Genomic DNA, 25,812 nt, shown 5'->3' on the forward strand with positions numbered 1-25,812 from the left:
CTGTCAGCCCTTGTCGCGCGGCCGGCGCAGCGCGAACGCCAGCCCGCCGCCGAACACCACGACCGCTCCGACGATGAACGGCCACAGCGGCACGCCGTCGGACCCCTCGTCGCCGGCGGAACCCGAGCCGCCCGCCTTGGCGCCGGGGGTGCCGGTGCCCTGGGTGGTCAGGGTGAAGGTGCGGGTGCCGCTGACCGGGTGCCCGTCCGCGGACGTGACCCGGAACGCGATCGTGTACTGGCCGGTGGGGCCGAGTTCGCCGACCGGCACGCTGATCGTCTGGCCCTGCACCGTCGGGTCACCCTTCGACCACAGGTTTCCGTCCGGCCCGACCACCGTCATGGTGGCGAAACTGGACTGCAGCGGTTCGTTGAAGGTCACCGACGCCTGCGCCGGGCCGGTCGCGACCGACGAACCGTTGTCGGGGACGGACCCGGTCACCACCGAGTGCGCGCCGGCGACGCCGCCGCCGATCAGGGTGGCGAGGACGGCCAGCGTCGTGACGGCCAGCAGCCGTAGCCGGGCGCTCACGAGCGCCGGCTTCGGACGGTGGCGCCGATGCCCAGGGCCGCGCCGAGGGCGCCGACCACCAGACCGATGCCGCCGAGCCAACGGGCGGTGGTGTCGGTCGAGTCGGTGCTCGATGCCGCCGCGTCCGACGAGGCCGCACCGTGGTCGTCGCCGGACTCCGCGGCCGAGGTGAGGGTCAGGCTGGGCGCCGGCTTGTCGGGTTCGCTGCCGTCGGGGCCCGGCCGCTGGTTCCAGTCCACGACCTGGCCGTCGCTGTAGGTCTGCACCGCCGGGAAGGACACCTCGTCCTGCTTGGGCAGCGGCCCGGCGGACAACATGAACTGCTGGAACTGCCCGGGTCCGACGGCGACGCCGGGATCCGCCGTCCAGGTCACCGCGGTTGCCTCGCCGGAGGCGGGGTCCTTGGTCACCTGCGAGGTCCATCCCGGCATCGGTTCGGTGCGTGCCGACTTCAGGTTGGGCAGGGTCACCGTCAGCTTCGTGGTGCCCGCGGTCTCGGACTCGGTGGGCACCTTGAAGTTCAGGACGGTGTAGCCGCCCTGCGCGGCGCCGGGGGCACCGACGGTGACGTGGGCGGAGGCGATACCGGTGCCGAGCAGCAGCACGCCGCCGGTCGCGCCGACCGTGAGCAGGGCACGCGAAAGGGAGGTCTTCATGTGTGGTTGTCGTTTCTCTCGAGTGAGGATGGGGGAGTTGCGGTCACGCGTGCGTGGCCGCGGGTGGTCCCCGTCTCGAGATGGCGAAGTCGAGCAGTTCGTGCACGGCGACGGCACAAGGTCCGACGGCCGGGCGGGCGGCCGGCCGCACCACGGGCGCGGGCCCGCGCAGGACCGCCCGCAACACCCGGGTGATCGGGCCGTACAGACGTTCCGCGGCGACGATCAGCGCCGCACAGACGAGGGTCGCCGCTGCGTGGGCGGCAAGCATCGACAGTCCGCGCGAGGACAGATCGGTGCCGGTGTGGTGATGGCTCAGCGCGGTGGACAGCACGAGGTGTCCGACCACCTGCCCGCCGGCCAGGGCCGCGAGCAGTCCGGCGCGGCCACCGGCGTGACCGGTCCCCAGGCTGGTGGTGAGGGCGCCGACGCCCGCGCAGCACAGCACCAGCAGGGTCAGCGCCGCGGTGCCCGGGTAGCCCCCGCCGCCGACCCCGTGCCCGGCCACGGCCAGGGCCGCGGTCAGCGCGCCGACCGCGGCACCGCGCAGCCGCCGAGCTGCCGGGACGGCTGTCGGTGCTGTGCGGGCGGTCGGCATGGGAAGCGGTGTTTCCGGGTCAGCGCACGCCGAGTCGCGCCAGGACGTCGGCCTCGATGCCGTCGAGTTCGGCGGAGATGGCCTGGTGGGCGGACTTGCGGCGCTGGGCGGGCATCTGCTCGGCCGCGCGGACCGCGGTGGTCAGCTCGGTGAGCCGGCCCCGGATCGCGGCGGTGAACCGGGCGGTCTCCGCGTCGGTGAACTGGGCGGCGATGTCGTTGGCGGAACGCTCGGCGCCCGCGATCCGGGCGCTGAGCTGCGCACCGTGCCCGGTGTAGTTGCCGAGTTCGTCGGTGGCGATGCCCATCTTCGCGGCGCGCTGCTGGTCGAGCTGACCGCGCACGATCACCGCGCCGCGGTACGCCAGCGGGGCCAGCACGGGGGTTAGCAGCCGGGCGATCCCGAGGTAGCGGCGGACCTGGCCGACGCTGAATCCGGTGCGCTCGGCGGCCTTCTCCTGGGCCTTGAGGGTGGCCAGCTGGGCCTTCTCGACCTTCTTCGCGGACTTCGCCTCGCCGCGCATCTTCTTACGGTCGTTCCGGGCGCCGAGCTTCGCCTCCACCTTGGCCTTGTGCTTGAGGGCCTTCGCCTCGGCACGGCGCGTCGCGCGTGTCTTGCGTTTCTTGAACAAACCCATGCGATAGGCCCCTTAAGTCTGGTGCTCGAGCGCCGGCACACTGCCTAGGACAGCCTATCCGCGCCGGTGCCGGGGCTCGCGGGGGAGTCACGACCTTCGCCGCCGATGCGGGATGTCGGTCCGGCGGACCATAATCTCGACATCGTGAACACATCGCAGGACGCGCGGGACGAGGCGTCGCGGGAACAGGCCGGTGGCGCAGTGCCCCCCACCGAGGGGCAGCGTCGGCCGGTGCTCATCGACCCGCGGGCGCTGACCGGCTGCCGGCACCGGGTTCACCTGGACACCGCGCACCCGGGCACCGTGGCGAATGTCCCCGAGGACATCGGGGTTCAGCAGCGCCGGGAGTCGGCCCGGGCGTACCGGGAGGCGACCCGCGAGCGGCTGATGGCCGGCGGCGCCCACACGTGGGTGCACATCACCCCGGACGCCCCGGCGAGCGAGCGGGCGGCCGCGACGATGCGGGCCTGCGAGGAGGGCGTCGACCGGATCTGGGGTGCGGTCCTGCCGCTGGAGTTCGACACCGGTCGGCGCGCGCGCTCCGAGTTGCTGGTGCGCGACGCCGACCGCGGCGGGTACGTCCCGGTGATCGTGGTCAACCACAAGGTCACCGATCCGGGCAGCGGTGCGGTGACCTCGGGACTGGACGAGTGGGCGCCCGCCACCGACCCGACCCGGAAGGTCCGGGCCCAGCTGCGTGACCAGTTCCGGCTCGCTCAGATCTACCGGATGCTGCAGACGCACGGGCACGCCAGCCCGGCCGCGCTGGGCGGGGCGATCGGGTACGGCGGCGAGTGCATCCTGGTGCACGACCTCGCGGCAATCATGGACCAGTACGACGAGCGGTTCGAGGACCGGCTCGCGGTCGCGCGGGGGGAGCGGGCCACGGCGCCGTCCCAGGTCGGCGAGTGCCGGTCCTGTCCGTGGTGGCCGGACTGCAGCGCGGTGCTCACCGACGCACGGGACGTGAGTCTGGTGGCGACGGGGTCGCGGGCGGAGGTGCTGCGTGGGGTCGGGGTGCGGACCATCGACGCGCTGGCCGCCTGGGAGGGACCGGCGCCGGAGGAGTGGCAGGGCGACGGGTTCGCCGACACGGTGGTGCTGGCGAAGGCCTGGCTGGCGGGGATCCCGCTGGTGCGGCGACGGCCGGACGTGACGGTGGTCCGCGCGGACGTCGAGGTGGACGTGGACATGGAGAGCTACCAGGAGCACGGCGCGTACCTGTGGGGCACGCTGCTCACCGAGGCGGGTGTCGCGCAGCCGTATCGTCCGTTCGTGACCTGGGATCCGGTGCCCACGTCCGACGAGGCGCGCTCGTTCGCCGAGTTCTGGACCTGGCTCACCGGCACTCTCGAGGCGACCCTGGCGGCGGGGAAAACCTTTGCCGCCTACTGCTATTCGCGCTCGGCCGAGGACAAGTGGCTGCTGGACTCCGCGACCCGGTTCGCGGGAATGCCCGGTATCCCGACCGTCGCGCAGGTGAAGACCTTCATCAACGGACCGCACTGGGTGGACATCTACCAGGCCGTGAGTGAGCAGTTCATCTGCCCGAACGGCAAGGGGCTCAAGAAGATCGCACCGGTCGCGGGCTTCCGCTGGCGCGACGCCGAGGCCAGCGGTGAGGCGTCGATGAGCTGGTACTGCGACGCGGTCGGCTACGACGGCGAGCCGGACCTCGACCAGCGTGAGCGGCTGTTCGTCTACAACGAGGACGACGTGCGCGCGACGAAGGTGTTGCGGGAGTGGATGACCGACCGCGCCGTCGCCGAGGTCCCGCTGGCATCGGAGCTGTAGAGACCGCGACCGGAGGGGGCGGGCATGACCATCGAGACGTCGACGTCGCTGCGGTTCGCCCTGCTCCTGACGGTTGCGAGCGGGTTCCTCGACGCCTACACCTACGTGAGCCGGGGAGGCGTGTTCGCGAACGCGCAGACCGGCAACGTGATCCTGATGGGTATCGACCTGTCGGACCGGCACTGGCAGTCGGCGCTGGCGCACGTGTGGCCGATCCTCGCGTTCCTCGTGGGTGTCGCGTTCGCGAACCTGCTCAAGAGTGCGCGCGCGGAACGTGTTGTGCGGTACCCGATCCGGCTCGCCGTCGCGGCGCAGGTCGTGGTGTTGGTGGCCGTCGGGTTCGTGCCGGCGAGCGTGCCGGACGCGCTCGTCACGGTGCCGATCGCGTTCGTGGCGGCGATGCAGATCGGACTGTTCCGCACCGTGGGCACGCTGTCCTACATCGCGATCGCGACGACGGGGAACCTGATGCGGCTGACGGAGGCGGCGTACGCGGGCCTGGTCGACCGGGACCGCGACGCGCGCCGATCGGTGGCGGTGTACGCCGCGATCATCGCCAGCTTCGCCGTCGGCGCGGTGGTCGGGGCGGTGTGCACGAGAGCGGTCGGTGGGCCTGCCGCCTGGATTCCGGCGGGCCTGCTCGGCGCCGCGCTGGTGTTGTTCTTCGTCGACGAGCGGTGATGCGGCGCAGCCGCAGTGGTGCGGTTGTGGAGGCCTGGACCTCCACAACCGCACCACCGCGCGGAGCGCACTCTCAGCGCGGCGCCATGCGCAGCGCGCCGTCCATGCGGATCGTCTCGCCGTTGAGGTAGTCGTGCTCGACGATCATCTGCGCGAGCTGCGCGTACTCGGCGGGCTTGCCCAGGCGGGACGGGAAGGGGACGCCCGCCTCGAGGCCCTTGCGGTACTCGTCGGTGACGCCGGCGAGCATCGGGGTGTCGATGATGCCGGGGGCGATGGTGTTGACGCGGATCCCGTACTGCGCGAGGTCGCGGGCGGCCGGGACGGTCATGCCGTGCACGCCGCCCTTGGAGGCGGAGTACGCGATCTGGCCGATCTGGCCCTCGAACGCCGCGACGGACGCGGTGTTGATGACGACGCCGCGCTGGCCGGTCTCGTCGACGGCGTCGGTCTTGGCGATCGCGTCGGCGGCCAGGCGCATCACGTTGAAGGTGCCGAGCAGGTTGACGGTGATGACCGTGCGGAACAGCTCGAGGTCGTGCGGGCCGTTCTTGGACAGGATCCGGCCGGCCCAGCCGACGCCGGCGCAGTTGACGACGGTGCGCAGCGGCACACCGGAGCCGACGATCTGGTCGACGGCGGCCTGGACCTCGTCGGCGCTGGTGACGTCGGTCGGGATGAGGGTGACGCCGGCGGGGACGCTGTCGCCCGCGCGCTCGATGGACTGGGCGAGGTCGAGCCCGAAGACGGTCGCGCCGGCGTCGGCGAAGCGCTTGGCGGTGGCGGCGCCGAGTCCGGAGGCGGCGCCGGTGACCAGTGCTGCGGTTCCCTGGAGTTCCACTGTTCGATCCCCTTTTCTGGCGGCCACCGTTGGCCGACCGGTAGTGAACGCAACGATAGCGCCCGTCGCCCAATCGGGTTAACGGCGGTTCACCGAGTGGGGCGGTGTCGCTGGATAGCGGTTCCTGTTTAACGCTTTGACCTGCAGTGATGATCCTCCGATTTGCCGACCGGCGGAGTCGATCGTCCCTATGCTGGCGCGGTCGGGGCGGTCGGACATCTGCCCATCACTCATCGAATGGAGTTATTCAGTGCGAACAAGTTCGACATGGTCGAAGAGTCCCATCCGGCGGAGTGGGTCAATGCTCGCCACCGTCGCCGTCGTTGCCGGAGCGCTTACCGCAGGCATTGGGACAGCAACCGCGGCGGGGTCCGCCGACCTCGCGGGGATTCCGGGGTTCGGCTCAGTTGACGCACGCCCCTGCGGCCCCTCGTACTCGACGGCCGTTGAGAAGCAGGTCGGAGATGTTACGGTGCGGAAGAACGTAACGTCCCAGGCATTTTCCGGATCAAGCCTCACCAGCCAGATTGGTTTCCGGGTCGCGGATGGGGAAGCCCCGATCGTCCACCGCTTGACCGACTACCCGCCGTCGGCCGCGTACAAGCTTCAACGTCTTAGGATCCAGTGGTTCGAGGAGGTCGACGGGACGTGGAATCGCAGGGAGGACGACCACCCCGTCATGCAGGTCGACGACCAGACCGGAGCCGTGACAATCACCGGTGTATGGCCGATCGGTACGGACTTCGTCTTCTTCTACGACGTTCCGTGGACGGTCAAGGTCGGCTCGATCCAGGAGAGCGGCGTCGGGTTCACCGCCACAGGCTTCGCACCCCAGGACTGGCCGGTGATTGACGGGGCTGGCATCAAGGCCGTCGACCCCGAGATATGCCATGGCCCCCCCGGCAACATGTGAGACGGCGGGCGCCCGGATCTCGGACGGCCGTCGATGGTGCCGGCACGAGGGCCGCACACCCGCTCTCGTACGTGTTCGGTCCGGTCGGATGAGCTGAATCGAGTTCGTGCCGCCCGCTCAGGGTTCCTGGGCGGGCGGTTCACGAGCAGTCGATGCAGCGTCGCGCCGCGGGTAGCGCATCCAATCGCTCCGCCCTGATTGTGTGGCCGCACCTCAGTCTTCACTCGGTTGTGTATAACGGTTGACCTGCGAAGACGCCGAATATCGAGTTCGGCCGTCGGGTGGGCGGACAGCCCCTACGCTTCGTCGGGGGAGTCCGCTGGGTGTGGCTGCCCCGTCATGACCCCTCGATGGAAGGAATCTGCATGTCTCGAACTCTGGCGCGCCGCGGCGCGTCCGTCCTCGCCGCCGCCGCAATGCTCGGCGGCGGGCTGGCCCTCGGTGGGGGCACCGCGTCGGCCGCAGAAGCACCCGGACTCGGCTCCGTGGGCGACGCCATCGGCTCGGTCGACCCCGGGCCCTCTGCCTTGTCGGTTGGGTGTGAGGCCGTTGTGGATGCCCCCTGCAGCTTCCCCACCCCCTACCAGGTCTTGTACAACCTGATTGTCAGGGGAAACGGTTCGTTGTAGTCGTACCCAGTCGTCCGCGATGCCGCCCGTTCAGGTTCCTGGGTGGGTGGTTTCGTGTGCTGATCGTCGAGCTCTCGCATCGTGCTCGACTCACGCGGGACTGCCTGGCGAACGGATGGACGGCGCACCAGAATCCGCCTGGCCCTCCGGCAGTTCCGGCTCTTGACGTTTTGGTGCCTTGACCTGTCGAACAGAAGAACCCCCGCACGAAACCGTCACGCGCAGTCGATGCACCGCCGGGCGGCGGGCAACGCATCGAGTCGCTCGGTGCCGATCGGTCGTCCGCACTTCTCGCAGACTCCGTAGCTGCCGTCCTCGAGTCGTCGTTCGGCCGCGGTCAGCTCGTCGAGTTCTCGGCGGGCGTCGTCCAGCAGTCCCACGACCTGGGCCCGATCGAACGCGATCGTCGAGCCCTCGGGATCGTGCTCGTCGTCGTCGGTGGTCAGGTGCGAGCCCGCGATGATGTCGTCGAGTCGGGCGGTGAGGAATTCGATGCGGTGCGTGGCCTCCGCTCGTTCGGCAGCGATGCGCTGACGCGCCGTGGCGGTGACCGATTCCGGAAGCGTCATGCTCGGTTCAACGTGAAACCATCCCGATCCGATACCCGGCGTCACGTCGGTCCGTCGGAGTTGGTCGGCCCGTAGTGGATCCGGTCGATCCTCGACGTGTGTATGCGTGGTCCCGCAACCCCGAGGGCGGCGATGCGAGGGCGGCGCAGGGTGGAGCGAACCCGCGTGTCCGCCGGCCCGCTCGAGGCAGTGTTTAACGCTTTGACCTGGGCAAATCAATCATGTGATTCACCGCCGGTTTGCCGTTTCTTCCCATACTCTTGGCGAGCAATTTGGGGGCGGGCAGTGGGCCAGCTCTTCGGGGAAGGGACATTGTCGATGGCTGGAAAACTGGTGCGCGCGGGTGGGTCCGTGCTCGCGGCGCTGACCATCGTCGCAGTCGGAGCGACGGTGGGTGTGGGAACCGCGGCTGCGGTGTCAACGGGAAGTGCGGGGCTCGGAAGCGCCGCATTCCCCTGCGATGGCTGCAACGACGGAGGCTTCGACGATTTCCAGAGACGGGGCGACATCCTGGTGCGCTACCAGGGTCCCGGCGAGGCCGTCGTGGGGCAGGAGGTCGCGTTCACTGCAGCATTCGAGGCCAGGGGCTATGCCAGCGTCGACCGGCTCCCCGACCTCGCGGTTGCCACCGTCACGCACCACGCGCCGAAAGGCTTCACGTTCACGGGTGCCGAGGTCACCGCCTACGACCCGGACAGCGGCGGGTACCCGGTCACGGCTCTGGACTCGTCCGTCGTCGTTGATCCCGCCTCAGGGGATGTCACGGTAGCGGCGCCCGCTGGGGGTTGGGCCATCCCGGAGTTCGTGTCCAGTAACCAAGGCACGACCTATTACGGCTCGGGCAACGTGATAGTCAAACTGAGCTACAAGGCGATCGAGTCGGTTGGCGACGGTGCCAGCGGCCTCACGTACACCGGCACCGGCGTCCCGGCGTCGGACGGCTGGGTGGCGAAGGGGACCACTCGGGTCACACAGGGTCTCGGAGGGTTCGGCAGCTCGGGAAGCTGATTGCGCGTCCTCGTTCGAATACTCGTTCAACCGGTGGCCTGACACGGTCGCCATGATTCTCGACGCCGGGTCTCGCGTCTCTCAGTCTCACTGCGTACGGCGGCGGACTGATCGAAGGCGCCGGGCTCGGCAAACCGAAAGGAACGGTTCAATGGTTGGAAAACTGGTGCGTGCGGGTGGGTCGGTGCTCGCGGCGCTGACCATCGTCGCGGGTGGCGCGGTGGTGGGTATGGGGACCGCGGGCGCGCAGACCGGGTCGGCGGACGAGGTTTGGCGGAACCTCGTGTCCCCTTGCTACGACAGCGATCCGTTCTTCCCGGATCAGCGGCCTTGCTACCGGAACAACTTCTCGGATTCAGGGATGCTCGGCAACTACAAAGGTGCGTACTTCGGCGCCAAGACGGTCGATCAGGGTGCCCATGCCACTTTCACTGCCGTCGTCGTAGCCCAGGAAGCCGCGTTCCAAGTTGCCGCACCCGAAGTCAACGTGGACGTGACGAGCGTTACCCATCGTGCTCCGAAGGGCTTCGAATTCGTAGCGGTGAAGGTGACTGGAATTACGCCGGCACCGCAGCCGCTGGGTGGGCAGGCCGTGGCCCTGGACTCGACCGCGGTGGTCGACCCCGTCACCGGGGACGTCACGGTCACGGCGCCGGCCGGGGGCTGGGCGCTACTTCCGGGGCGCGACGGCCGCCAATTCGCAGGCGGCTCTGTCAGTCTCGTGTTCGACTACAAGGCGCCCGACAAGGATCTCGGCGGAGACAACGGATTCACTTTCACCGGCACCGGGGTCCCGGCGTCCAATGGTTGGGTGGCGCAAGGGAACACCCGGGTCGTCCCGGTGAGCGGTGGTATCGGGAGCACGGGTTCCTGACCTTTGTCGGTTGTACCCACCGGTCGAGGACTCGCGTGGTCCCTCGACCGGGTGGTACGGCGGCCCACCAGCACTTCGCCCAGGGGCGCCGCCTGGGCGTTGTGCCCGATTCGGAAGTGTCGTGCACGAATGGACGTGAACCGCATGGTTCCGATTACTCGGTGGCCCGGGTCGGACGTCACGGGGTCCGGAAGCCGGTCAGCTCGTAGTGCAGGGTGGGCGTGCGCATGACCTTGTGGGTCGCGCGCACCAGGACGCGCTGCAGGATCGGGAAGCGTCGGTCGATCGCCCGGGCGGCGGTGTCGGCCTCGGCGCCGGCGAGTAACCGCGCGGTCGCCGCCGACTCCGGTCCGGTGGGTTTGCCGGACCAGCTGCACGGCCGGAGGCGGACGTCGGGGAAGTTGCGCAGCCGCTTGTTCTTCGACGCGCGGCCCGGGGTGCGGAAGTAGGCGCGGGACCCGGCGGCCGCGATGTTCACCGGGGTGTCGACCCAGCTGCCGTCGCGTTTGCGGGTCTGCAGCAACACCACCTTCGCGGCCGCGAGCGGGTCCGGGACCATGGGTTCGGTCATGTCCACCCTCCTCCGGGTGCCGACGAGACCTCCTCAGTGTCCCCGAACTCGCCGGACCACGCGCGGCGCCTGCCCGCCGACTGCGGGTCGGCCAGCGGGTGACTCGAACTGTGGCGCGAATCCTCGTGGGAGGACCGTTCGAACGAACCGTTTAACGCTGTGACCTGCGCAAAGTGGCTTCTCAGTTCTGCGGCGGAGCGCCCGTTTCGTCCTCTACGGGTTGGCGGGTTGTCGGGGGTGGGCCAGTAGTCGGCTCGTCGGCGCTCCGGCACGGAAGGGGAACTCGAAAATGGCTGGACGTCTGGTGCGCGCGGGCGGGTCGATGCTCGCGGCGCCGACCATCGCCGCGGGCGGTGCGGTGACGGGTGTGGGGACCGCCGGCGCGGCGGGCTCGGGAAGCGCGGACGGGGGCAGCGTGGCGCTCGGCAGCTCCGCGCATCCGTGTACTGGCGAGGACACCATGCCCGGTTGCGACGACGGCCAGTTCAAGGAAGTAGCGACAGTCGGGCACATTCAGTTGGAGTACATCGGCTCAAGTAAGCCGGTGGTGCTGGGTCAGGAGACCGGGTTCCTCACAAGGTTCGACGGCCGGGATGCCGTCATTACGAGCGTCACCCACCACCCGCCGCGAGGTTTCGAGTTCACGTCGGCCAAGGATTGGTCCTGGTCCTATCCGGCTGGGGACGGGGTCGTGACGTACCTTGATTCGACAGCGGTGGTGGATCCGGTGACCGGGGATGTCACTGTCACGGCGCCTGCCGGCGGCTGGACCGCCGCACCGGGCCGCTACTCCGGCTCTGTCTTCGTCTCGCTGGGCTACAGGGCGACCGCGTTTGGTCAAGATGGCGCGAGCGGGCTCAGGTTCACCGGCACCGACGTTCCGGCGTCGGAGGGGTGGATGGTGACGGGGACCACGAAAGTCACCCTCATGGATCTCGGCAGCTCCTTCTAGCGATCGCCACCGTCACGTCACCCACCTAGTGATGTGGCGGTGGGTCCGCCGCCGTTATCCCGCCCCGTGGTCGAGGGCGGTGGGGCTTTCCTCGACAGGTAGGGCCGCGGCCCGCCGGGACCGCGCGTAGTGCACGACACCCGCGGTGATCGCGACCGCGAGGATCACTCCGCCCGCGATCGGTGCCGCGGCGTTCCCGGGGAACAGGCCCTCCAGCAGCAGCATCAAGCCGAACACGAGGAACAGGGTGGCGGCGGCGAGCTGGATGAACCGCTCGGGCAGGTGCTTGCCGAGCACGGCGCCGACCACGATCGCGAGCGCGTCGGCCGCGACCATGCCGATGGTCGAGCCGATCCACACCCCGACCCAGTCGTTGTCCGCGGCGAGGGTGATGGTCGCCAGCATCGTCTTGTCGCCGAGTTCGGCCAGGAAGAACGCCGAGGCCACTGCGAGGAACGCGGACGTGCCGACGCGGGCGGCCTTGTTCTCCTCGTCCTCGCTGAGGCTGTCGCCGCGCAGGGTCCACAGCGCGAAGACCAGGAACGCGATGCCGCCGACGATGCTGATGACGTTCGTGGGGATCGCGACGCCCAGGTAGTGGCCGACGCCCACCGAGACCAGGTGCACGACGGTGGTCGCCAGGGTGATGCCGCCGATCACGACCCACCACTTGTAGCGCAGTGCGAACGTCATCGCCATCAGCTGGGACTTGTCGCCGAGTTCGGCGACGAAGATGACGCCGAAGCTCAGCAGTAGGGCGGCGAGCACGTGGATCCTCCGTTTCGTCGATTCGGAGGATGTTGGGGACCTTCCTCCGGCCCCCGACGCGGGTGCGTCGACGGCCGAAGGTCTCGCCCACCGGGGTTGATCGTCTCGACCAACAGTGCCGGTTCGCGCAGCCGGGCCCGACCGCGGCGTGCGGTTCGGGCCAGTATGTCGACTACGCGATTGGGGGCTACTCCCCTTCGCTGTGCAAAAGGCTACCCCCGGGATCGTGAGATGGCAAAGCCCGCAACAAGTTTGGGCTACCAAACTTTGAACTTTCGGTTGCGCTCAGGCGGTGAGCAGCATCGCCAAAACCGCGGTGTCGGGGTCGCACGCGGGGTCGAGGCGCACTCGACTGACCATGGAAGTCACCGTCCCGTCCGCCTCGGCCTCCACCCAGGCGGCCCGATGGTCGAGTCCGAGGTACGGCAGGCCGGGCAGCAGGACGCAGCCGGACGCGACCCCGGTGCACTCGGGCAGGGAGGGCACCGTCTCCGACGGCGGATGCAGCACCAACAAGGCCGGAGGTTGATGGTCCGCGAAACATCCTGGCGCGACGGCAGATTCGCCGATGATGGGGCCCTCGGCGAGAACCAGGCCCACCGTGTCGGGCGCGGGATCGTCGGGGAGTTCCTCGTGTGCACCGAAAATCGTTGAGGTGGAGAGCAATCCGGGAAGCGATGCCACCCGCACCGCGAGCACCAGCAGTTGTGTCCACTCCTTGGTGGTGTCCGGCCACCGGCCGGAGATCACGAACCCACGCAATGCGCCCGAGGCATGGAAGGGTGAGACCCCGATGTATCTGTTTCTGTCCATGTCCGCCCCCGCCCGTGGTGCGCTCCGGGACTGCCGCTCCGGATACCTCCAGGATGCGCCGAACTGCGCTGGCAGACAACTCGGGTCGAGTGCCGACGACGCTCAGTGTCCGGGCGCCGGGACGTCGACCCGCAAGCGCAGGATCGCCCCCGACTGCTCGTCGAGCGCGTCCTCGACGATCCACGAACCGGATGTGCACACGAACAGGTCCCGGCCGTCGGACCCACCGAGAGCCGCGGTGTACGGACCCGCGATCGCCAACAGGTCGGTGACCGACCCGTCCGCGTCCACCCGGATCAGCTCGTCGCTGGACGGGGACGCGACCCAGATGCCGTCCTCCGCGTCGATCGTCAGTCCGTCCGGCAGCACGCCGTTCTCGAATTCGGCGAACACGCGTCGCTGCTCGAGGCTGCCGTCCGGTTCGATCGTGAAGGCGGTCAGCCGGGCCGGTGTCGCGCGGGTCTCGGCCACCACGAGGGTGGACCCGTCAGCGGTCACCACCATCCCGTTCGCGAACAGCATGTCCGTCGCGACGGCGTGCACGGTCCCGTCGGGCTCGACCATCGCCAGGTCGGCGGGTCGTGGGGGCGCCGGGGGAGTGCTGTCGTCGCCGTAATTGCCGACGTACGCCCGCCCCCGCCGGTCGACACACATGTCGTTGAGCAGGGAGGTTGCGATCCCGGACAGGTCGGCGTGCACGACAAGCGAGCCGTCGAATTCCCGGCGCAGCACCAGGCGGTCCTGGACCGAAGCGATCAGGAGCCGGCCGTCGGGCAGGAAGCCGAGCCCGCACGGCATCCCAGGTACCTCGACGACGGTGTTCACCGCCCCGGTGACCGGGTCGAGTGCCAACACCGCTCCCGCGTAGACGTCGGAGAACCACAGGTGGTGGGCGTGCCAGCGTGCGCCCTCCGGGAAGGCGAGTCCGTCGACGAGCGTGTCCACGGTCATGGTCACGCTTCCAACGATACGACTGATCCGGCGAAATGAACCCGGCCGAACCGAGCCGGAAACGACGCCGCCGCGCCCTGGAGGGGCGCGGCGACGGGGTCGAACTGTGCGCGATTTTCACCCCGTCCGGGGTGAACCGCGCGCACGGGCAGCGCAGCTGCCTAGACGATCAGACCGGCGGTCTGGGTGCGGGCCTTCTCGAAGCGCGCCGCGACGTCGGGCCAGTTCACGATGTTCCAGAAGGCGTTGACGTAGTCGCCCTTGACGTTCTGGTAGTCGAGGTAGAAGGCGTGCTCCCACATGTCCAGCATGAGCAGCGGGGTCAGGCCGATGGAGATGTTGCCCTGCTGGTCGTAGAGCTGGACGATGATCAGCCGCTGGCCGATGGAGTCCCACGCCAGGATGGACCAGCCGGAGCCCTGGATGGCGTTGGCGTTCGCGGAGAAGTGGCTGCGGAAGGCGTCGAAGCTGCCGAACTGGTCGTCGATCGCGGCGGCCAGCTCACCCTCGGGGTTGCCACCACCGTTCGGGCTCAGGTTGTTCCAGAACACGCTGTGGTTCGTGTGGCCACCGAGGTGGAAGGCCAGGTTCTTCTCGTGCAGGTTGACCACGGGGGCCAGGGCATCGGACGCGCGCAGCTCCGCCAGCTTGTCGAGGGCGGCGTTGGCGCCGGCCACGTAGGCGGCGTGGTGCTTGTCGTGATGCAGCTCCATGATCTTGCCGGAGATGTGCGGCTCGAGGGCTGCGTAGTCGTAGGGCAGTTCAGGCAGCGAGTAGACAGACACGAGGGTCCCTTCTTTACGGGCGGGTGTGCGCCCGGCGTGTACCTTGATTGATCCTTCTCGGGCTATAACCCAATCTCATTGGTACACCGTCCGCAAGACTTGTCAGCACGCGGGCGCGCGACGAACAGGACCGTCGGTTCGTTCCGCGAGCTCCACGACTGGGCCGTCGGTTCGTTCCGCGAGCTCCACGACTGGGCCGTCGGTTCGTTCCGCGAGCTCCACGAAATGGCGGGAATTCGTCCGACCGATGAACGAAACCTTAATATTGCGTGGTGCCTGACCTCCGACACGACTCCCCGCCGGCGGCCGCACCGGCGTCACGGATCGAGTTCAGCGGAGCCAACCTGCTGCGGGCGCTGGCCGTCCTCGCCGTTCTCTACTCGCACATCTCGCTCTACTTCATCGACGACCTGCACACCGGTTGGTGGCTGATCGACGGCGTCTACCAGGTGTTCGTCGTCGGCGCCGGTCTCAATCAGCACCTGTCGTTCCTGGGCGTCGCCGTGTTCATGATGCTGACCGGTCTGATGCTCACCGCCTCGTCCATGCGACACACGCCCGGCCGCTTCCTGTTCAACCGGATCGGACGGCTGCTGCCCGCGCTGTGGGTGGCGATCGCGTTGGCGATCGTGCTGGTCAAGCTCGGTGTCAACGGCATGTTCAGTCCGCAGCACGGCATCACCAATGCCCAGTCGGCGCTCAGTTTCGTGCTCGGTGGCTTCTTCCTCACCCCCGAGGTCGCCGTGCTGGGGGTGACCTGGACCCTCGTGGTGCAGGTGGTGTTCTACCTGTACTGCGTCTCGTCCCGCCCGCTGCTGCGCACCTCGCCGATCGCGGTGCCGATCGCGGGCGCGGCGCTGTGCGCGGCGATCCTGCTCTACAACCGCTTCGTCCCGATGCCGTACTCGGTGCCGATGCTGAGCAAGATCGCCGCGACGCTCCCGGCGGTGTTCCTCGGCCAGATCATCTACCTGGGGTGGGCGCGGCTGGCCGACTGGCGCTGGGTGGTGGTGGCCGTCATCGCGCAGGCCGAGGTGGTGCGCCTGGCCACCGACGTCCGCGCCTACTGGGCCGGGGACCGCTACATGTGGACGATGGTGGTGGTCACCGGAGCGGTGCTGTTGTTGGTCCGCTACGACGGACCGGTGACCCGATGGCCGCCGGTGCGCTGGATGGCGACCCGCAGTTACGCCATCTACCTGCTGCACACGTTGATCCTGTACCGGGCGTACGAGTTGACCGTCGGCTACGTCGGCAAGACGGCGGCGATCGGGGTGTTCCTCGTGGTCACCGCGGTGGCTTCGGAACTGCTCTACCGCGCGGTTGAGGTCCCGGCCGGTCGCTGGATCTCTGCGGTGTCCGACCGCATGGGCGCGTCCCGCACGGCCGCGGACCGACCGAAGGACGTCACCACCCGCGCGTAGCATCGGGGCATGTCCTGGTACGACGAAATCCTCGGCCACGCGTCCGCGAAGTCCACCCTGATCAGCGCCGAACAGGCTCTGCCCGGGCGCGCCCAGGCCCTTCCGGTACCGGCCGCCCACTACGTCAACGGACACCCGCTGACCCCGCCCTTCCCGGAGGGCATGCAGACGGCCGTCGTCGGGATGGGCTGCTTCTGGGGTGCCGAGAAGGAGTACTGGCAGCTCGCCGGCGTGCACAGCACCGCGGTGGGTTACGCGGGCGGCTACACGCCGAACCCCAGCTACGAGGAGGTGTGCTCGGGCCGCACCGGGCACACGGAGGTCGTGCTGGTCGTGTTCGACCCCGAAGTGATCTCGTATGCTGGTGTCCTGCAACATTTCTGGGAGAACCATGACCCGACGCAGGGCATGCGGCAGGGCAACGACCAGGGCACGCAGTACCGTTCGGCGATCTACACCACCGACGATGCGCAGGTTGCGACCGCCCGCTCCACCGCCGAGGCCTTCGGCGCGCGACTGGCCGAGGCCGGATACGGCGCGATCACCACCGAGATCGCCCCGCTCGGCGCCTTCTACTACGCCGAGGAGTACCACCAGCAGTACCTGGCCAAGAACCCCGGTGGGTACTGCCCGGTCCACGCGACCGGAGTCAGCTGCCCGGTCGGGCTGCTCCCGCAGGACGAGGTGCCCGCGCAGACGGACGTGCTGCCGCCCCAGTGAGGGGTTCGCGGTCCCGCTGTGACGGTGTCCGCACAGGCTTGATCTTGGTCGCCGCGCGGACGACCCTGGCGTGGATGACCTGCGCGGGGTGAGGGGCGACCGCCGGTGCGGGCGGCCACCCGGCCCGCACTCAGCGCAGCTGCGGCATGACCTCGGTGGCCACCAGTTCCAGGTGGTCGAGGTCGTCGAGGTCGAGGGTCTGCAGGTAGATCCGGCTCGATCCGAGCTCGCGGTAGCGGCCGATCTTGTCGACGAGCTCGGCGGGGGAGCCGGCGGCACCGTTGGCGCGCAGCTCGTCCACCTCGCGGCCGATCCGTGCTGCGCGGGAGGCGATCTCGGCCTCGGTGCGTCCGCAGCACAGCACCAGCGCGTTCGAGAAGGCCAGCTCGGCGGGGTCGCGGTCGATCGCCGCGCAGGCCGCCTTGACGCGGTCGAACTGCACCGCGGTGTCCTCGGGCGAGGCGAACGGGAGGTTGAACTCGTCGGCATAGCGGGCGGTCAGTTCGGGGGTGCGCTTCTTGCCCATGCCGCCGATCACGATCGGCGGACCCGCCTGCTGGTGCGGCTTGGGCAGCGCGGGCGAGTCCAGGATCCGGTGGTGCGCGCCCTCGTACGAGAAGGTCTCGCCGACAGGCGTCTGCCACATCCCGGTTATCACCGCGAGCGACTCCTCGAGCCGGTCGAAGCGGTCCTTGAGCGAGGGGAACGGGATGCCGTAGGCGAGGTGCTCCTCCTCGTACCAGCCGGCGCCCAGGCCGAACTCCACGCGGCCGCCGCTCATGGCGTCGACCTGGGCGACGGCGATGGCCAGCGGTCCGGGGTGGCGGAAGGTCGCGGAGGTGACCAGGGTGCCCAACCGGATGGTCGAGGTCTCGCGGGCGATGCCGGCCAGGGTGATCCAGGCGTCGGTGGGTCCGGGCAGGCCTGCGCTGTTCATCGCGAGGTAGTGGTCGGACCGGAAGAACGCCCCGTACCCGAGCTGCTCGGCGGTCCGCGCGACGCGCAGCAGCTGCTCGTAGGTGGCACCCTGCTGCGGTTCGGTGAAGATTCTCAGCTCCATGACCGCCAATGGTGCCCTATCGGCGCGCACGCGGCCGACCTCGTAGCGTTGTGCACTATCTGTGGACAACGCTGTGGAAACTGTGGATAACTCGGTGGACAACCTGTGGCCCGCATCACAAATGGGGTGCCTGGACTCGCTCTGGCCTGTGGATAACCCCGACATCGGCATTCCCCAGCCTGTGGAATACGGGTTGGGGACCGACGGCCGCCACCTTGCTGCCGCTGTGCGGCGAACGTGACAGTATCGAGGGCGTGAGCTTCGGTGACGTGCCGTCGGTACCGGTCGGGGAGGTCCCCGACCTGGACGAGTCGGTGATCCTGTTGGACATTCGCGAGGACGACGAGTGGGAACTCGGGCATGCGCCCGGGGCCCTGCACATCCGCATGGTCGACGTGCCGGCCCGACTCGACGACATCGACATCGACGCCGAGGTGTACGTGATCTGCCGGTCCGGAGGGCGGTCGGTCACGGTCGTCGAGTACCTGAACGGGATCGGCTTCGAAGCGGTCATGGTCAGCGGCGGCATGGTGGCCTGGCAGAAGTCGGGCCTGCCGTTGACCGCCGGCCCGGGCGTCACGGCGAAGATCTACTAGATGGCGGCCGTACAGGTGTGTGCCCGATGCGGCGTGAGCTGGCCGGTGCCGGCCACGCCCGCGCAGTGGTGCCCGGGTTGCCGCGGCGTGCTGCTGTCCCCGACGGATCCGAGCCGACCCGAACCGCGGTCGCGGCGCAACTTCCGCTGGGTCGCGAGGAGACCGGGCGCGCGGATCGCGCCCTCGCCGCGCGGTGCGTCCGGGTCCTCGCCGACGCCGTCCTACCGGGAGATGCCGCGCTGGGGCCTGCTCGACCCGCCACCCGCCGCGCCGGAGGAGTCTCCGGGCACCCGCACCGAGCGGCTCGGCGAGCTCGCACCCACCCTGCTGGTCGCGACGGCGCTGCTGTTCGCGGTCGGCGCGCTCGCGGAGCTGTTCCGGTACGCCCTGCTGCTGCGCAACCGCACCAGCCTGATCTCGCCGACGGTGCTGGCCGTCTCGGACGGGCTGGTCTCGGCGGCCGGGGTGATGGCCCCGGTGGTCGCCGTCTGCGCCGCCGCCGCGTCCGCGTCCTGGCTGGTGGGGGCGCGCGCGGCCGCCTTCGGCCGGTCGGGCCGGACCGATCCGCGCCGGCCTGCGGAGGTGATCCTGGGCTGCCTCACCCCGGTACTGAACCTGGTGCTGCCGGGGGTGTACCTCAACGAACTCGCCGAGTCGAATACCAAGACGCGCAACCTGATTCGACTCTGGTGGGTGACATGGGCGGTCGGTGCCGCAATGCTGGTGCTGAATCTGGCGTGGCGCTCGCACGACTCCCTGCAGGCGCGCGCCAACGGGGTACTGGTGGCCGCGCTGACCGACCTGGTCGCGGTGGCCGTCGCCGTTCTCACGCTGGCCGTGATGCGCCGCGTCGACGGTCTCGGCGTCACCGGTCGGCCGCGGGAGCTGACCCGGTGGGTGGTCGCCGGGTGAGCGCCGACGGTCGCGGACCGCTGGTCGTCGCGCACCGCGGTGCGTCGGCCGCGCTGCCCGAGCACACCCTCGCGGCCTACCAACTGGCCCTCGAGCAGGGCGCCGACGGCCTCGAATGCGACGTCCGCCTCACCCGCGACGGGCACCTGGTGTGCGTGCACGACCGCACGGTGGACCGCACCTCCTCCGGGTCCGGGGTGGTCAGCGAGATGACGCTGCGGCACCTGAGCGAGCTGGACTTCGGCGGCAACGGTGAGCCGGTGCTCACGCTCGCCGAGCTGATCACGCTGGTGCTCGACTTCACCGGCCCCACCAAGCTGTTCATCGAGACCAAGCATCCGGTGCGGTACGGCGGGCTGGTCGAGAGCAAGGTGCTCGCCGAGTTGGCGCGTTTCGGGCTGTCCGCGCCCGCGTCGGCCGACCACTCGCGGGCGGTAGTCATGTCGTTCTCGGCGACGGCGGTGTGGCGCATCCGGCGGTCGGCGCCGCTGCTGCCGACGGTGCTGCTCGGCGAGTCGTCCCGGTACCTGGGCGGCAGCGCCGCGACGACGGTCGGGGCCACCGCGGTCGGGCCGTCGATCAAGACCCTGCGCGAGCATCCCGAACTGGTGGACCGGGCGGCCGCGTCCGGTCGGGCGACGTACTGCTGGACGGTCGACGAGCGCGCGGACGTCGAGCTGTGCCGCGAACTCGGCGTCGGCTGGATCGCCACCAACCACCCCGGCCGGACCAAGGAATGGCTCGCGGGTTAGCCGGGGCGTGTAGGTTTTCCGGTCGTGGGTAAGAGCAAGAGAAACAGTGGTCCCAAGCCCGACAGCAACCGCGCGGCCAAGCTCGCCGAGCGGCGCGCCGCCCAGGACAGCGCCGCGGCGACAGCGGTGCCCCGGCCGTTCGAGGGCCTCGCGGCCGAGTGCGACCTCGTCGCGCTGCGCGAGTTCGTCCCGTCCGCCACGGCGCCGCTGCCGCTGACTGCCGGCGAGCGTGCGGTGGTGGCCGCCACCGTGCTGCCCGGCGCGGTCGCGGCACTGGTGCGCGACGAGACCGACGCGGCCACCGGATTCGTCGGCCTGCAGGTGCAGGCCTCGTCGACGGACGTGGCGGCCGACCTCGCCGCCGCGGTGACCTGGGCCGTCGCCGCCGAGCCCGGGCAGTCGCTGACGGCCGCCGAGGCGAGCGAGGGTACCCACCTCGCCGACGTGATCGACGCGTCCGCGCTGCTGGAGATAACCGTGCACCAGGACTTCAACTGGTGGATCCCCGAGGGCGTCACGCCCGCACCGGAGGTCGCCGCGACCGTCGAGCAGGCCAACTCGGTGATCATGCCGTCCGCCCGACTCGACGCCGACGGTGTCGTCGCGGCCTGGTGGGTCGACGCCGGCGAGAAGGCGCACCTGCGCTGGGTGCGTCCCGAGGACGAGGACGAGCTGATGCTCGCGCTGGCCCGCGTCCACGCCTCGGGTGGTCTGCACCTCGGCGAGGGGTCGCGCTACGCCGGGTCGTTCCGTACGCACGGCCTGCTGGTGCCGGTGTTCGATCTCGATCCCGAGAAGCACGCGCAGGAGTGGGCGCCCGCGACCGCCGAGCTCGGCGAGCGTCTGGCGCAGGCCCTTGCCGTCGACACCCCGCTCACCTCCGACGAGCGTCGCAGCCGCGACGGACTGCGCGGACGCCAGGTCACCCTGCGCTGACAGGCGGCTCCGCCGCCCGTGAGTCCTTCTGGCCCCCATGGGGACCGGAAGGACTCACAGGCGCGTCAGCGCACGATGACGACGTGCAGGTTCCGCGGACCGTGCACGCCCTCGACCCGCTCGAGTTCGATGTCGGACGTGGCGGACGGCCCGCTGATCATCGTGGTCGGCCGCTCGGGCACCAGCCGGGCCAGCGACTCCGGCACGCCCACCTCGACGGTCCCCAGCGGCACCACGCACACGTGGGTGTCGGGCACCAGGGTCAGCGCCCGACGACCCTGATCGGCGCGACCGTCGAGGAAGATGGTTCCGGTCTCGGCGCAGCTGACCGTCGAGGAGGTCACCACCGCGTCCAGGTCGGCCAACTGCGGCGCTGGGATGTCGGGACCGTCCACGACCACGTCGCCGTCGAATCCCGACAGCCACGAATCATCGAGTCCCACAGGCACACCCACGCGCCTCGCACCGACCTCGCCGAGCACCCGCACGACGGTGGCGGGCAGGTCTGCCGCCTCGCACCGGTGCACGTGCGCCTTGTAGTCGACCAGCCGGTCCACCAGAAGCGCGATCAGCTCCGCCGGGGGCAGGGTGCGCCCGGTCCGGTACTCGCGCGGAACCCGCTGCGGCGCAGGCGGTGCCAGCGTCAGCGCGTCCCGGATCCGGCCGAGGATCACGTCCCGACTGCTCATGCCCGTCCCTCTTCCCGTGCGGCCGCCATCGCGGCGCGGCCCTCGTCCGAGTCCCACCACTGGCGGAACGTGTGTTTCGGCGGCGCCGGGATGTCCCGGGCGGCGGTCCACCCGTTCAGCGGCGGCGGCAGGGTGGAGATCTTGCCCTTCTTGCCGGCCATGAGGCGGCCGAGACCGGCGGCCTTCTGGGCCACGGTGAAGCGGCGCGCGGAGCTCATCGCGACCGACGCGGCCTTCATCGCGACCTTCTCGGCGCCGAGCCCCGCCTTCTCGACCTTCTGGTGCCGCAGCTCCACCAGCAGCGACGGGATGTCGATCTTGACGGGGCACGCGTCGAAGCAGGCCCCGCACAGGCTGGACGCGAACGGCAGCGTCGAGTTGGGGTCCGCGGCGTCGTCCATGCCGGCGAGTTGCGGGGTGAGCACCGCGCCGATCGGGCCGGGATAGGTCGAGCCGTACGCGTGCCCGCCGGTGCGCTCGTACACCGGGCACACATTCAGGCAGGCCGAGCAGCGGATGCACTTGAGTGCCTCGCGGCCGATCTCGTCGGCCAGGGTGGCGGTGCGGCCGTTGTCGAGCAGGACAAGGTGGAAGGCCTGTGGGCCGTCGCCGTCGGTGACGCCGGTCCACATCGACGTGTACGGGTTCATCCGTTCGCCGGTGGACGAACGCGGCAGCAGTTGCAGGAACACCTCGAGGTCGGCGTAGGTCGGCAGCACCTTCTCGATGCCCATCACGGTGATCAGGGTCTGCGGCAGGGTCAGGCACATCCGACCGTTGCCCTCGGACTCGACCACGCCGAGGGTGCCGGTGTCGGCGATTCCGAAGTTGGCGCCCGAGATCGCGACCGGCACGGTCATGAACTTGTGCCGCAAGAACTTTCGGGATGCCGCGGCGAGGTGCGCCGGGTTGTCGTCGAGGTCCGGGTCGACGCCGGTCATCTCGCGCAGGAAGATCTCGCGGATCTCGGAGCGGTTGCGATGGATGGCGGGCACCAGGATGTGCGAGGGCTTGTCGTGGCCGAGTTGGACGATGAGCTCCGCCAGGTCGGTCTCGAAGGCGGTGATGCCCTGCTCGGCCAGGTGTTCGTTGAGCCCGATCTCCTGGGTGGCCATCGACTTGACCTTGATGACCTCGTCGGAGCCGGACTCGCGGACCAGGCGGGTGACGATCTCGTTGGCCTCGTTGGCATCCGCGGCCCAGTGCACCACGCCGCCGCGCGCGGTGACCGCGGCCTCGAGCTGCTCGAGCAACTCGGGCAGTCGGTTCATCGCGTCGACCTTGATCGCGGATCCGGCGTCGCGCAACGACTCCCAGTCCGGCAGCTCGCCGGTGACGTGCAGTCGCTTGGCCCGGATGGTGTGCGTCGCCTTGCCGATGTTGCGGCGCAGCTGGGCGTTGGCCAGCTCGTGGTGCGCGGCGTCGGGGAACTTCTCGTCGCCGCGCAGGAAGCCGGCGCCGCGGGGCGCGCGCGGGGGCATCGCGGGCAGGCCCAGGTTCGTGCCGGTCATGCCCGCGCCTCCACGGGCTTCTCCACCGATGCCAGGATCTCGGCGAGATGGACCGTGCGGGTGCCCATCTGCAGCCGCGACATGCCGCCACCGATGTGCATCAGGCACGACGAGTCGCTGGCGCAACAGAATTCGGCGCCGGTGTCCGCGACGTTCCGGATCTTGTCGGCGAGCATGGCGGTCGAGGTCTCGGCGTTCTTGATCGCGAAGGTGCCACCGAAACCGCAGCAGACGTCCGCCTCCGGAAGCTCGACCAGGTCGATCTCGCGCACCGCGCGCAGCAGCTGCAGCGGCTTGTCGCCGACGCGCAGCATCCGCAGCGAGTGGCAGGTGGGGTGGTAGGTGACGCGATGCGGGTAGTAGGCGCCGACGTCAGTGACGCCGAGGACGTCGACGAGCAGTTCGGAGAGCTCGTAGGTCTTGGCCTTGACGGTCTCGACCTGCCCGCACAGGGCGGCACTGCCGTAGCGAGAGGCGACGATCTCGTGCTGGTGCCGGACCGAACCGACGCAGGACCCGGACGGCACGACCACTGCGTCGATGGAGGCGTCGCCGAAGTTCTCGGCGTAGTTGCGCACCAGTGGCAGCGCCTCCGGCTGGTAGCCGGTGTTGACGTGCATCTGGCCGCAGCAGGTCTGTCCCGGAGGGAACACGACCTCGTGTCCGAGGCGGGTGAGCAGCAGGGCGGTGGACTTGGCCGCATCCGGGAACATCGTGTCCCCGATGCACGTGGCGAACAGCGCGATTCGCATGCAGATCTCCGAAATCGTCTATGTGGTCAGACCACAGTAACCCATGGTCAGTGCGTTGTGACGAAAATTCCGTGCGTCGACCGTCAGTATCCGCCGGACACTCGATTGTGACGTGGGTCATGGTGTACGTTGCTGTGGTCTGACCACACACAGGCCGTCACAACCGCCGCTACCTGCGGTGTAATCACAGGAGTTACATGTGGCAACTGAGCTGCTCGCGGTGACCTTCACCCCGGCGACCGACGCCGTCGCGCACAACCTGACCCTCTCGGCGTTGATCGGCCTGACCCCGCTGCTGACGTTCTTCGTCCTGCTCGCGGGCTTCAAGCTCAAGGCCTGGTACTCAGGTCTCGGGGCGCTCGCCGTCGCATTGCTCGTCGCGATCGTCGGGTTCTCCATGCCGGTCACCCTCGCCGCGCTGTCCGCGGCCCAGGGCATCGCCTTCGGCCTGTTCCCGGTGATGTGGATCGTGGTCACCGCGATCTGGTTCTACGAGCTGACGGTGGTCAGCGGCCGGTTCGAGGACCTGCGCCGGGTGTTCAACTCGATCGGCCGCGGCGACATGCGCGTGCAGGCGATGCTCATCGCGTTCTGCTTCGGCGGCATGCTGGAGGCGCTCGCCGGTTTCGGCGCGCCCGTCGCGATCACCGGCGCCATGCTCATCGCGCTCGGTATGCCGCCGGTTCGCGCCGCCGTCACCGTACTGGTCGCCAACACGGCCCCGGTTGCGTTCGGCGCCATGGCAATTCCGATCACCACCGCGGGCAACCTGACCGGCATTCCGGCGACGGAGATCGCCGCCGTGGTCGGCAGGCAGACCCCCGTGCTCGCGCTGTTCGTGCCGTTGCTGCTGCTGTTCCTCGTCGACGGCAAGCGCGGTTTCCGGCAGACCTGGCCGATCGCCCTGGTCACCGGTGTCGTCTTCGCGATCACCCAGTTCTGGTGCTCGAGCCACTTCTCCTACGAGCTCACCGACGTGGTCGCCTCGCTCGCCGGCCTCGCCGCCGCCGTGATCATGCTCCGCTTCTGGGCCCCCACCACGCCCGACGAGCAGCGCTCCCAGGTCGAGCCGGAGGCCCTCGGCGCCGGCCGGGTGTTCCTCTCGCTGTTCCCGTACCTGCTGGTGGTCGTGGTCTTCGGCGTCGCCAAGCTGTGGACAGTCGGGTTCGACCTGCCGGCCTGGCTGGCCCGCACCGACCGCAAGGTGCAGTGGCCCGGGCTGTACGGCAACCTGCTCACCGGTGCCGGGAAACCGTCGTCCAGTGCTGTCTACACCTTCTCCTGGCTCTCGAACCCGGGCACTCTGCTGCTGATCTGCGGCGTCATCGTCACGGTCGTCTACACGTCGTGCACGAGCGGCGGCCGGTTCCCGATGTCGGCGCGGGCCGGGGTGCTCGCCTTCGGCCACACCCTGGTCAAGATGCGGCTGTCCATCGCGACCGTCGCGACCGTGCTCGGCCTGAGCTACGTGATGAACCAGTCCGGCCAGACCGTCGCGATCGGCACCTGGCTGGCCGGCACGGGAGCTGTCTTCGCCTTCTTCTCCCCGATTCTCGGCTGGCTCGGTACCGCGGTGACCGGCTCGGACACCTCCGCGAACGCGCTGTTCGCGAAGCTGCAGCAGACTGCCGGGCAGACCGCGGGCATCGACCCGACGCTGCTGGTGGCGGCCAACACCTCCGGCGGTGTGGTCGGCAAGCTGGTCAGCCCGCAGAACCTGACCATCGCGGCGACGGCGGTGGGGCAGCCGGGCAGCGAGCCGATCCTGCTGCGCAAGGTGATCGGCTACAGCCTCGGCATGCTGCTGATCCTGTGCACCCTGGTGTACCTGCAGTCCACCCCGGTACTGGGCTGGATGCTGCCGTGAGAGCGCGCCGATAGGCTCTGCT

At 69.6% G+C, this 25,812-nt stretch carries 30 protein-coding genes; 14 read left to right on the forward strand and 16 right to left on the reverse strand.

Annotated elements, in window-relative coordinates:
• Positions 1-3 precede the first annotated feature (3 nt).
• From FK531_RS01210 to FK531_RS01225, 4 genes are read right to left on the reverse strand one after another with little or no spacing between them, the layout of a single operon-like run.
• Positions 4-531 carry a copper resistance CopC family protein gene (locus FK531_RS01210; protein WP_142094827.1) on the reverse strand — a complete coding sequence of 176 codons (528 nt, stop codon included), beginning with the start codon at positions 529-531 and terminating at the stop codon, positions 4-6.
• Positions 528-1,187, reverse strand: coding sequence for a YcnI family copper-binding membrane protein (locus FK531_RS01215; protein ID WP_142094828.1), 660 nt, complete (start codon positions 1,185-1,187; stop codon positions 528-530). Before FK531_RS01215 ends, FK531_RS01210 begins: the two co-directional genes overlap by 4 nt.
• A 43-nt stretch (positions 1,188-1,230) precedes the next feature.
• Positions 1,231-1,785, reverse strand: coding sequence for a hypothetical protein (locus FK531_RS01220; protein ID WP_142094829.1), 555 nt, complete (start codon positions 1,783-1,785; stop codon positions 1,231-1,233).
• 19 nt (positions 1,786-1,804) lie between these two features.
• Entirely contained in the window at positions 1,805-2,422 is a 618-nt protein-coding gene (locus tag FK531_RS01225; protein ID WP_142094830.1) for a DUF6474 family protein, read from the reverse strand.
• Between the two features lie 231 nt (positions 2,423-2,653).
• Here FK531_RS01225 and FK531_RS01230 point away from each other — a divergent pair, with 231 nt between their 5' ends.
• Together FK531_RS01230 and FK531_RS01235 are read left to right on the forward strand one after the other, a co-directional pair.
• The gene (locus tag FK531_RS01230) at positions 2,654-4,216 is read left to right on the forward strand and encodes a TM0106 family RecB-like putative nuclease (protein ID WP_246097823.1); all 1,563 of its coding nucleotides are present in this window, start codon (positions 2,654-2,656) and stop codon (positions 4,214-4,216) included.
• A gap of 24 nt (positions 4,217-4,240) precedes the next feature.
• Positions 4,241-4,897 (forward strand): YoaK family protein, encoded by a 657-nt coding sequence (locus FK531_RS01235; RefSeq protein ID WP_142094832.1) that lies wholly within the window; start codon positions 4,241-4,243, stop codon positions 4,895-4,897.
• 73 nt (positions 4,898-4,970) lie between these two features.
• On the opposite strand, the gene FK531_RS01240 is transcribed toward FK531_RS01235, so the two are convergent.
• On the reverse strand, positions 4,971-5,738 hold the full coding sequence (locus FK531_RS01240; RefSeq protein ID WP_142094833.1) for an SDR family NAD(P)-dependent oxidoreductase: 768 nt from the start codon (positions 5,736-5,738) through the stop codon (positions 4,971-4,973).
• 301 nt (positions 5,739-6,039) lie between these two features.
• Between FK531_RS01240 and FK531_RS01245 the strand changes: the two genes are divergently transcribed.
• Complete coding sequence (locus FK531_RS01245; protein WP_142094834.1) at positions 6,040-6,651, forward strand: hypothetical protein; 612 nt, start codon at positions 6,040-6,042, stop codon at positions 6,649-6,651.
• 139 nt (positions 6,652-6,790) lie between these two features.
• On the opposite strand, the gene FK531_RS22930 is transcribed toward FK531_RS01245, so the two are convergent.
• On the reverse strand, positions 6,791-6,868 hold the full coding sequence (locus tag FK531_RS22930; RefSeq protein WP_142095302.1) for a TraR/DksA C4-type zinc finger protein: 78 nt from the start codon (positions 6,866-6,868) through the stop codon (positions 6,791-6,793).
• Positions 6,869-7,016: 148 nt separating this feature from the next.
• Here FK531_RS22930 and FK531_RS01255 point away from each other — a divergent pair, with 148 nt between their 5' ends.
• On the forward strand, positions 7,017-7,280 hold the full coding sequence (locus FK531_RS01255; RefSeq protein WP_142094835.1) for a hypothetical protein: 264 nt from the start codon (positions 7,017-7,019) through the stop codon (positions 7,278-7,280).
• Positions 7,281-7,495: 215 nt separating this feature from the next.
• Here the strand turns inward: FK531_RS01255 and FK531_RS01260 are convergent, their stop codons facing one another.
• Positions 7,496-7,849, reverse strand: a complete 354-nt coding sequence (locus FK531_RS01260; RefSeq protein WP_142094836.1) for a TraR/DksA family transcriptional regulator — start codon at positions 7,847-7,849, stop codon at positions 7,496-7,498.
• A gap of 318 nt (positions 7,850-8,167) precedes the next feature.
• Here FK531_RS01260 and FK531_RS01265 point away from each other — a divergent pair, with 318 nt between their 5' ends.
• Together FK531_RS01265 and FK531_RS01270 are read left to right on the forward strand one after the other, a co-directional pair.
• Positions 8,168-8,857: a hypothetical protein gene (locus FK531_RS01265; RefSeq protein ID WP_142094837.1), complete on the forward strand. Its 690-nt coding sequence runs from the start codon at positions 8,168-8,170 to the stop codon at positions 8,855-8,857.
• A gap of 151 nt (positions 8,858-9,008) precedes the next feature.
• Positions 9,009-9,731: a hypothetical protein gene (locus FK531_RS01270; protein WP_142094838.1), complete on the forward strand. Its 723-nt coding sequence runs from the start codon at positions 9,009-9,011 to the stop codon at positions 9,729-9,731.
• Positions 9,732-9,909: 178 nt separating this feature from the next.
• Here the strand turns inward: FK531_RS01270 and FK531_RS01275 are convergent, their stop codons facing one another.
• Positions 9,910-10,302: a PPOX class F420-dependent oxidoreductase gene (locus FK531_RS01275; RefSeq protein WP_142094839.1), complete on the reverse strand. Its 393-nt coding sequence runs from the start codon at positions 10,300-10,302 to the stop codon at positions 9,910-9,912.
• 289 nt (positions 10,303-10,591) lie between these two features.
• Here FK531_RS01275 and FK531_RS01280 point away from each other — a divergent pair, with 289 nt between their 5' ends.
• On the forward strand, positions 10,592-11,254 hold the full coding sequence (locus tag FK531_RS01280) for a hypothetical protein (protein WP_142094840.1): 663 nt from the start codon (positions 10,592-10,594) through the stop codon (positions 11,252-11,254).
• A 54-nt stretch (positions 11,255-11,308) separates the two neighbouring features.
• Here FK531_RS01280 and FK531_RS01285 read toward each other — a convergent pair whose 3' ends face one another.
• From FK531_RS01285 to FK531_RS01300, 4 genes are all read right to left on the reverse strand, one after another.
• Positions 11,309-12,022 (reverse strand): TMEM165/GDT1 family protein, encoded by a 714-nt coding sequence (locus tag FK531_RS01285; protein ID WP_142094841.1) that lies wholly within the window; start codon positions 12,020-12,022, stop codon positions 11,309-11,311.
• A gap of 285 nt (positions 12,023-12,307) precedes the next feature.
• Complete coding sequence (locus FK531_RS01290; RefSeq protein WP_142094842.1) at positions 12,308-12,835, reverse strand: peptidase; 528 nt, start codon at positions 12,833-12,835, stop codon at positions 12,308-12,310.
• A gap of 102 nt (positions 12,836-12,937) precedes the next feature.
• Positions 12,938-13,786 (reverse strand): SMP-30/gluconolactonase/LRE family protein, encoded by an 849-nt coding sequence (locus FK531_RS01295; protein ID WP_142095303.1) that lies wholly within the window; start codon positions 13,784-13,786, stop codon positions 12,938-12,940.
• A gap of 161 nt (positions 13,787-13,947) precedes the next feature.
• Positions 13,948-14,571 carry a superoxide dismutase gene (locus FK531_RS01300; RefSeq protein ID WP_142094843.1) on the reverse strand — a complete coding sequence of 208 codons (624 nt, stop codon included), beginning with the start codon at positions 14,569-14,571 and terminating at the stop codon, positions 13,948-13,950.
• 323 nt (positions 14,572-14,894) lie between these two features.
• Between FK531_RS01300 and FK531_RS01305 the strand changes: the two genes are divergently transcribed.
• Both FK531_RS01305 and msrA read left to right on the forward strand, forming a co-directional pair.
• On the forward strand, positions 14,895-15,995 hold the full coding sequence (locus FK531_RS01305; protein ID WP_142095304.1) for an acyltransferase family protein: 1,101 nt from the start codon (positions 14,895-14,897) through the stop codon (positions 15,993-15,995).
• Positions 15,996-16,004: 9 nt separating this feature from the next.
• Positions 16,005-16,715 (forward strand): peptide-methionine (S)-S-oxide reductase MsrA, encoded by a 711-nt coding sequence (msrA, locus tag FK531_RS01310; protein ID WP_142094844.1) that lies wholly within the window; start codon positions 16,005-16,007, stop codon positions 16,713-16,715.
• A 130-nt stretch (positions 16,716-16,845) separates the two neighbouring features.
• Here msrA and FK531_RS01315 read toward each other — a convergent pair whose 3' ends face one another.
• Positions 16,846-17,775 (reverse strand): LLM class F420-dependent oxidoreductase, encoded by a 930-nt coding sequence (locus tag FK531_RS01315; protein WP_142094845.1) that lies wholly within the window; start codon positions 17,773-17,775, stop codon positions 16,846-16,848.
• 254 nt (positions 17,776-18,029) lie between these two features.
• On the opposite strand from FK531_RS01315, the gene FK531_RS01320 reads away from it, so the two are divergent.
• Genes FK531_RS01320 through FK531_RS01335 form a run of 4 tightly spaced genes read left to right on the forward strand, consistent with a single transcriptional unit; the run spans position 18,030 to position 20,971 of the window.
• Entirely contained in the window at positions 18,030-18,371 is a 342-nt protein-coding gene (locus tag FK531_RS01320) for a rhodanese-like domain-containing protein (protein WP_142094846.1), read from the forward strand.
• Positions 18,372-19,283: a DUF4328 domain-containing protein gene (locus FK531_RS01325; RefSeq protein WP_142094847.1), complete on the forward strand. Its 912-nt coding sequence runs from the start codon at positions 18,372-18,374 to the stop codon at positions 19,281-19,283. It abuts the gene before it with no gap.
• On the forward strand, positions 19,280-20,035 hold the full coding sequence (locus FK531_RS01330; RefSeq protein ID WP_142094848.1) for a glycerophosphodiester phosphodiesterase: 756 nt from the start codon (positions 19,280-19,282) through the stop codon (positions 20,033-20,035). The genes FK531_RS01325 and FK531_RS01330 overlap by 4 nt, the downstream gene beginning before the upstream one ends.
• A gap of 24 nt (positions 20,036-20,059) precedes the next feature.
• Complete coding sequence (locus FK531_RS01335; RefSeq protein WP_142094849.1) at positions 20,060-20,971, forward strand: DUF5926 family protein; 912 nt, start codon at positions 20,060-20,062, stop codon at positions 20,969-20,971.
• Positions 20,972-21,036: 65 nt separating this feature from the next.
• Here FK531_RS01335 and FK531_RS01340 read toward each other — a convergent pair whose 3' ends face one another.
• The 3 genes from FK531_RS01340 to FK531_RS01350 are packed head-to-tail and all read right to left on the reverse strand — an operon-like array spanning position 21,037 to position 23,923.
• A complete protein-coding gene (locus tag FK531_RS01340; RefSeq protein ID WP_142094850.1) occupies positions 21,037-21,660 on the reverse strand; it encodes a LutC/YkgG family protein in 624 nt (207 codons plus the stop codon).
• On the reverse strand, positions 21,657-23,171 hold the full coding sequence (locus FK531_RS01345) for a LutB/LldF family L-lactate oxidation iron-sulfur protein (RefSeq protein ID WP_142094851.1): 1,515 nt from the start codon (positions 23,169-23,171) through the stop codon (positions 21,657-21,659). Before FK531_RS01345 ends, FK531_RS01340 begins: the two co-directional genes overlap by 4 nt.
• The gene (locus tag FK531_RS01350; RefSeq protein ID WP_142094852.1) at positions 23,168-23,923 is read right to left on the reverse strand and encodes a (Fe-S)-binding protein; all 756 of its coding nucleotides are present in this window, start codon (positions 23,921-23,923) and stop codon (positions 23,168-23,170) included. Before FK531_RS01350 ends, FK531_RS01345 begins: the two co-directional genes overlap by 4 nt.
• Before the next feature lie 199 nt (positions 23,924-24,122).
• On the opposite strand from FK531_RS01350, the gene FK531_RS01355 reads away from it, so the two are divergent.
• A complete protein-coding gene (locus FK531_RS01355; RefSeq protein WP_142094853.1) occupies positions 24,123-25,790 on the forward strand; it encodes an L-lactate permease in 1,668 nt (555 codons plus the stop codon).
• Positions 25,791-25,812 lie beyond the last annotated feature (22 nt).

The sequence above is a fragment of the Rhodococcus spelaei genome (assembly GCF_006704125.1).
Classification (GTDB): Bacteria; Actinomycetota; Actinomycetes; order Mycobacteriales; family Mycobacteriaceae; genus Rhodococcus_G; species Rhodococcus_G spelaei.